Consider the following 5,929-nt stretch of genomic DNA (forward strand, 5'->3'; position numbering starts at 1 on the left):
GGGAAAGCCATGTCGGGTGCGCCAATCATGATCGGCACCATCCAGTTGCCGAAGCCACCAATCAGCGCCGGCATGAGGACGAAAAAAATCATGACCAGCCCATGGGCACTGACGACCACATTGTAGACACCCGGATCGCCAAAAATCTGCAAACCTGGTTCTTGCAACTCCACACGGATCAACACGGAAAGCGCGGTACCGAGGCACCACTGTAAGGGAGCTATTTTTGGCTGAAGCTTCTTTGCATGCGCGTCAGCTCAATGCGTGGCCGGCCAATCCATAAACCCACGGTCCGTTTTCTTCCCGGTTCAGGAATCGGCCCCCTTTGGACATGGTCGGAACGGTCTCGGCAATGCCAAGGCGGCACTGCTCGAGAAATGCGGCAAACATGCCATCCTTCTCCCGGGTATCGACTCGGGCGAAGCGCCCAGCAAGATTTACATCCGGTTGTCGATTAATTCACAGCGATGCCAACCAGGGATCCGCCAGCCTTGACGTGGCGGTTGTGACGCTCAGCCCTCGTTGTCGAGCTCCTGCAAACCATTCTGGATGGCTTCGATGAGCATCGGCGTAGAGTAGGGTTTCTGAACCCAGCCGAGTGGTCTTGCCGCTTCGGCCCGAAGCTTTACATCGCGGTCAGCGTGCGCAGTTGCAAAGATGCACCGGATACCGAAGGCCCGGTAAAGTTCCAACGCTGCGTCGATTCCGTCGCGCTTGCCAAGCAAACGGATATCCATCAAGGCAATCGTGGGCTGAGCCGAGCGCGCAATTATGATGGCCTCCTCGGCTGTGCTGGCTATCCCAGCCAACACGAAACCTGCATCGCTAAGACTGGCCTCGATATCAAGTGCAATCAGGTAGTCGTCTTCGACGATCATGACGGATGGTTTGCCGGAAACTCTCGCTTCTGCACCAGTCCCATCGTCTCTGGAGAAAACTAGCTGAGGTCTGGATGGTCGGCTCGAAACCCCCGTCCGGCTTGTCTCAACTATTGCCGTTTTTAACGTCAAAGCCGTTCTCCCCGGGAGCCTGAGAAAAAATCACGATGCAGCGAGACGGATCTCGCTCAACTTCGAAAATCCCACCAATCTGGCGCGCCAATCCCTCAACCAACCGCAAACCTGACGAGGAATGACGCTCTGCCCGCAAATCGAAACCTGGACCTTCATCCTCGACCGTCAACACCTGCTTTTGACCGTTTTGCTTGATCTCAACCCGAATGGTGCTGCTTCCCTTGGCCGCTGATCCATGTTTGACCGCATTGACCAAAAGCTCATTGACTATGAGCGCAAGCGGCATTGCGATATCGTTGGGCAATTGGATGGGATCGGCGTCGCAAACTAGTTGGACATTCGCTGGAAACATCTGCTTTGTGGTTTCGCAAATGGCCCCGACAAAAAGTGGCGCGCTGAAATTGGATGCATCTGGCGTGTCGTAGAGGACACGTTGAGCCGCAGCCATGGTCGCCACTCGTTTGCTTGCCTCACCAATTGTCTTGCGAGCCTCGGGATTTTGACTGGACCTGGCCGCTACCGAAAGCAAGGACGTCAACATCATCATGTTGTTCTTAACGCGATGGTTGAGTTCGTTAAGCAGGATCCGCTGTTGTGTCTCAGCTTGCTTGCGCTCACTTACGTCGACCAGCATGTTGATGCCGCCGACAATTTCTCCAGCTGCATCCCGCATCGGCGTCGGATAGGGAATGAATGGGATCCGGGTGCCGTCCGGCCGCTCGGCAATCGCCTCAACTCCCCGGACCGGTCGCCCTTCACGAAGCGAAACAGCCATTGGACACTGGTCGTGAGGAAGTGGCGTTCCATCTGGCCAATAGAGCTTCCAGGTAACGCACCATTCATCACTGCCGATCACCGGCGTTCGGCCGGCGAGTTCGACCGCTGCCTCATTGAAATAGGTGATCTTGCCCTGCTGATCGGTTGTGTAGATTGCTGCAGGGATGGCGGCAAGCAAATCCTGAAGGTGACGTTCACTGTCGCGCACCTTTGCCTCCGCGACTTTCTGCTCGGTTATGTCCCGGGCAATTTTGGAGGCGCCCACGATACGGCCCGCTGCGTCTCGGACAGGCGATATTGTCAGAGAAATGTCGACTAGCGACCCATCCTTGCGGCGCCGGATTGTTTCGAAATGATCGACAATTTCGCCATTGCGTATCCGACCCAGGATGAGCGGCTCCTCCCCCAGCCGATCCGGAGGGATGATGATCGTGATGGACTTGCCGAGCACTTCCGAGGCCGAATAGCCGAACAGCCGCTCAGCCCCCCGGTTCCACGTTAAAATGACCCCATTCAAATCCTTGCTGACGATCGCGTCATGGGAAGACTCCACGATTGCTGCCAGCCTCTGAGCAGCATTTTCGCCCTTTATGCGCTGAATGCCGAAACCGAGCTGACGAGCGATGGTCCGACCCAATTCAATCTGCTCTTCCGAATACTCCTGAGGCTGGTCGAAGTAGGCCATGAACTTACCAAGGAGCCGTCCACCTTGTGTGATCGGAATGAAGTAGACCGCACCGATTCCCTCGCTGCGGATCGCCTGTTTTAATTGTTCCGGCAAGTCCGCATGCTTTGCATCGCCGACACAGATAGGCTGCGGATCTTGGCTCTCCGTCGACCAAGGCGAGTGTCCTTCCACCGCTAAGCGGTAAGTATCGGACAGGCCACGCCAAGCCACAAACTTCATGCGCCCATCTTTATCCAACAGCAATATCGAAGCACGCTGGCATTGGAGCGCACGTTGGATCGCATCGAGCGCCGGCTCATACACATCCTCTTGCGTGCGCGCATGCTGCAGCATTTCAGTGAATCGATGTATCGCACCCTGTTCCTCGGCACGTTTGGCAAGCGCCGCCTCAACCCGCTTGCGCTCGCTGATATCGTGCTGAACCCGTACAGCGTATCGAAACGACCCCTCGCAGTCATGAACACTCGACGAAGTCACAACAGCCCAAAAAACTGATCCATTCTTGCGAACAAATCGCTTCTCAAGTGTGTAGCTGTCGATTTCACCGGCCATTTGCCGTCGATACTGCTCTCGATCTGCTTCAACATCGGCCGGAAAGGTGCGGTCAAAAATCGACCGTCCAATCAGCTCATCCTGCGTGTATCCCAAAAGGGCACACAGATGGGAATTCACCCGCAGCAGTTGGCCTTCGACATTCGCTTCTACGATACCTGCGGCAGCGTTCTCATAGGTGATGGCAAGGCGCCGCTCCTGTTCGCGTATAAGCTCCTGCGCCTTGATCATTTCAGTCACATCGATGGTGATGCAGCGGGTGTTGAGGAAGCGGTCAGCCACTAGGCGAACGTTGGACGTTATTTCTACCCAGCGGATCGACCCATCTTTGGCCCGCAGCCGGGCCCGGTAGTTTTTAAGTTCCTCCCGCCGGGACAGGCGGTCCAATATGTCTCCAATAGCAACCTGATCTGCGTGAAATTCGCGAATATTGCGGCCTATATATTCCTCGGCCGTGAATCCCAACATTTCCAATTCTGCGCGATTGGCACGCAGAATCGTGCCGTCTTTTCCGACGAAGTGAAGTGCGATGGCGGCATTCTCGAAAAAATCCTCAAACTCATCAGTGAGGATCGGATCGGGAAGCTGACGCTCGCGACTCCTCTCCGAGAAAGATGCCACCTCATCGACTCGAGCAGGAAGACCCCCTTGTTTCATTTGGTACCCCCGTCTCCTAAGAAGCAGTTGGAAATGCGTGAGAGGACCAAAGGTTCCACATTGACCCTTCAGTCGGCGCCAGGCGCATCAGATCCGTCAATGCCAGGTGCATCGACACCGTGGATCGCGGGCTCCGTGGGTCGCCTGGATAGGTGCAACTTCAGCAGAGGAGCTCAAAAGAAAATCGCTTGCCGCGCGCCGTTGCTAGGCCTCATTGCTGCCTCTGGGGGAAGAAGCAGGCGAATAACCTTTCTATCGTGGCTCTTTGCGAAGGTTGAGATAAGTCGCATCGAACTCAGCGGCTCGCGCCAAGCGATCCCAGTTCGTGATGGTCACCACCTTACGCTGCCAGGTGATAAGGCCAGCACGGCGCAATGCCATGAGCGTCCGATTGAGATGGACAACAGACAGTCCGATCGTATCCGCCAGCATGTTTTGCGTGACAGGGAATTCGAATGACCATTCCCGGGTCAAGCCGACGACCTCCATCCGCAGGAACATCTCGCAAATGATGTGCGCCAGGTGGGCTTCAGCGGACCGGCGCCCCAGGCAGGCAATCCATACCCTCTGAATGGCGGCATCCACCGCCAATATCGTTGTCAGCACGCGGAACAGATGCTGGTGGGTCTCAGTGATCCGACGCAGCGGATCATGGCCGATGAACGCCATGCGAGCCGGTGCCAAAGCAACGACGTTGTGGTCCATTACGTGCAACAGGAATGCATGCAGATCAACGAAGTCGCCGGGAATGTGGAGGGCCGTTATCTGGCGCCTGCCGTCGGCGAAGGTGACAGTTCTTCCCGTGATCCCCGAGACGATAACGCAGCTCTCCTTGGGTTCGGCGTGCTCCGCGACGATTTCGTCACCGACTTCGTAGTCACGTACCCGCCAGGGACCGTCCTGAAGTACTGCCCGGTCTTGATCCGTGAGAACGTCCCGTCGCTCCAGCACTTTGAACAACACCGATACGTCGACAACTGATCGGTTCGGCAGTATCGTCTCACTTGGCAAGAGCTACCTCCTCAATGTCGAGCGCCGCTCAAAAGCTCAGATCAGGCCGGATGGCGTGCCGTGCCTCGCCGCTATGCTTGGGAACTGATCACCTCGACAGCCATCAAAATCGTAGCATCATGGATAGTACCGCTGTCTAAGGGGTCGAGGGCGGCAAGCCAGACCATCCATTTCTTCGCGTGGCCGATAGCTCTGGCGTTGCCGAGCGCTCGCTCGCGATGCCCAGCACCCATTCCGGCAAGCTGCATCTCCCCTCATTCACCTAATGAACGTAAGGCTGCACGAGGCCGAAGGTTCCGCTCCACAGGAAGAAGAACGCTTCATATCTTCCCCTGGAGCGACACCTTCGCCCCAACGGCCGGACCACGATATGCATGTAAGGGACTTGGCCGGAGACCGGGGCTGCCCTCACCCCGACCGCATTACGCCTGGTTCGTCGGTATCGTCGATCGCGCCCATCGCCTTCTGGAGTGGATACCAGATCCTGAAATCCGCTCGTGGCAACGAGATAGCCGGGTTCCTCGTAAACTTCCCAAGATGTCGATCCAGACCTGAGGCGAATCCGGCAAGCATTGCTTCTTTGCTGCTCGTTTCGCCTGCCCGTCGGCCGCAGCAAGGTTCGCGAGCTCGGCGTGAATTGCCGGGTGCGCCGTGCTTTCTATGGACTCAAAACGGAACTTCGGCATTCACATCTCTCATTCTAGTTAGGGCGAAGCGCCGGCAGCCGGTTGTTGGCGGCTGTCGCTGTTCGAGCCATCGTCCGCGAGCACGGTCTTGGCGATGTATTCCTTGAGGTCGCCGACTTCCTCGCTGATCTCGTCCGCCAGTATCCCTTCGCTTTCAGCATCGGAGATACATTGATCGGCTAGCTTCTCGGCGGCTATTTCGGCCGCCATTGCCGAAGGGGAATCGCCGATATGTTCATCGATCCATTCTCCGACGAAATGTGCCGTTTTATTCACCAGGAGGTCCGCGTCGCCGGCAGCAGCGGTCTTGGGATTGGCAAAAGCGGGTTTGGAATCCATTTGAGCACCACCTTCAATGTGCACCTACCAACGCGGATTTCGCACGAAGGATGCAAACACCTTGTCGAAAGTGCCGTGGGCTCGGCGATCGACCCGAGTGACTTCTTGCGCCGATTTGAACGGTGATCATTGCTGCCGAAATGGTGAGATAGAGAATGCTCGCAGGCTGCTCCTAAAAAGATGATCGAACGCCGCTTGGAATGGAA

The 5,929-nt window shown here is 56.5% G+C and carries 5 protein-coding genes and 2 pseudogenes; all 7 read right to left on the reverse strand.

Annotation, left to right across the window (positions count from 1 at the left end):
• Positions 1–203, reverse strand: a pseudogene (locus tag FJ942_RS28310) (cbb3-type cytochrome c oxidase subunit I); the annotation flags it as partial.
• A 49-nt stretch (positions 204–252) separates the two neighbouring features.
• Positions 253–438 (reverse strand): annotated as a pseudogene (locus tag FJ942_RS28315) (GNAT family N-acetyltransferase); the annotation flags it as partial.
• Positions 439–512: 74 nt separating this feature from the next.
• Positions 513–878, reverse strand: a complete 366-nt coding sequence (locus FJ942_RS28320) for a response regulator (RefSeq protein ID WP_140518341.1) — start codon at positions 876–878, stop codon at positions 513–515.
• Positions 879–984: 106 nt separating this feature from the next.
• Positions 985–3,687, reverse strand: a complete 2,703-nt coding sequence (locus tag FJ942_RS28325; protein ID WP_140899640.1) for a PAS domain S-box protein — start codon at positions 3,685–3,687, stop codon at positions 985–987.
• A gap of 252 nt (positions 3,688–3,939) precedes the next feature.
• Entirely contained in the window at positions 3,940–4,698 is a 759-nt protein-coding gene (locus FJ942_RS28330; RefSeq protein ID WP_140518343.1) for a Crp/Fnr family transcriptional regulator, read from the reverse strand.
• 71 nt (positions 4,699–4,769) lie between these two features.
• Positions 4,770–4,946: a hypothetical protein gene (locus FJ942_RS28670; protein ID WP_181170060.1), complete on the reverse strand. Its 177-nt coding sequence runs from the start codon at positions 4,944–4,946 to the stop codon at positions 4,770–4,772.
• Positions 4,947–5,402: 456 nt separating this feature from the next.
• Positions 5,403–5,747 (reverse strand): DUF768 domain-containing protein, encoded by a 345-nt coding sequence (locus FJ942_RS28340; RefSeq protein WP_181170061.1) that lies wholly within the window; start codon positions 5,745–5,747, stop codon positions 5,403–5,405.
• Positions 5,748–5,929 lie beyond the last annotated feature (182 nt).

It is taken from the genome of Mesorhizobium sp. B2-4-2 (assembly GCF_006442845.1).
In the GTDB taxonomy this organism is placed as follows: domain Bacteria; phylum Pseudomonadota; class Alphaproteobacteria; order Rhizobiales; family Rhizobiaceae; genus Mesorhizobium.

Excerpts from the sequence above, each read along its gene's own strand:
- FJ942_RS28320 (WP_140518341.1), bottom strand. The coding sequence starts at position 878 with ATGATCGTCGAAGACGACTACCTGATTGCACTTGATATCGAGGCCAGT.
- FJ942_RS28325 (WP_140899640.1), bottom strand. The coding sequence starts at position 3,687 with ATGAAACAAGGGGGTCTTCCTGCTCGAGTCGATGAGGTGGCATCTTTC.
- FJ942_RS28670 (WP_181170060.1), bottom strand. The coding sequence starts at position 4,946 with ATGCAGCTTGCCGGAATGGGTGCTGGGCATCGCGAGCGAGCGCTCGGC.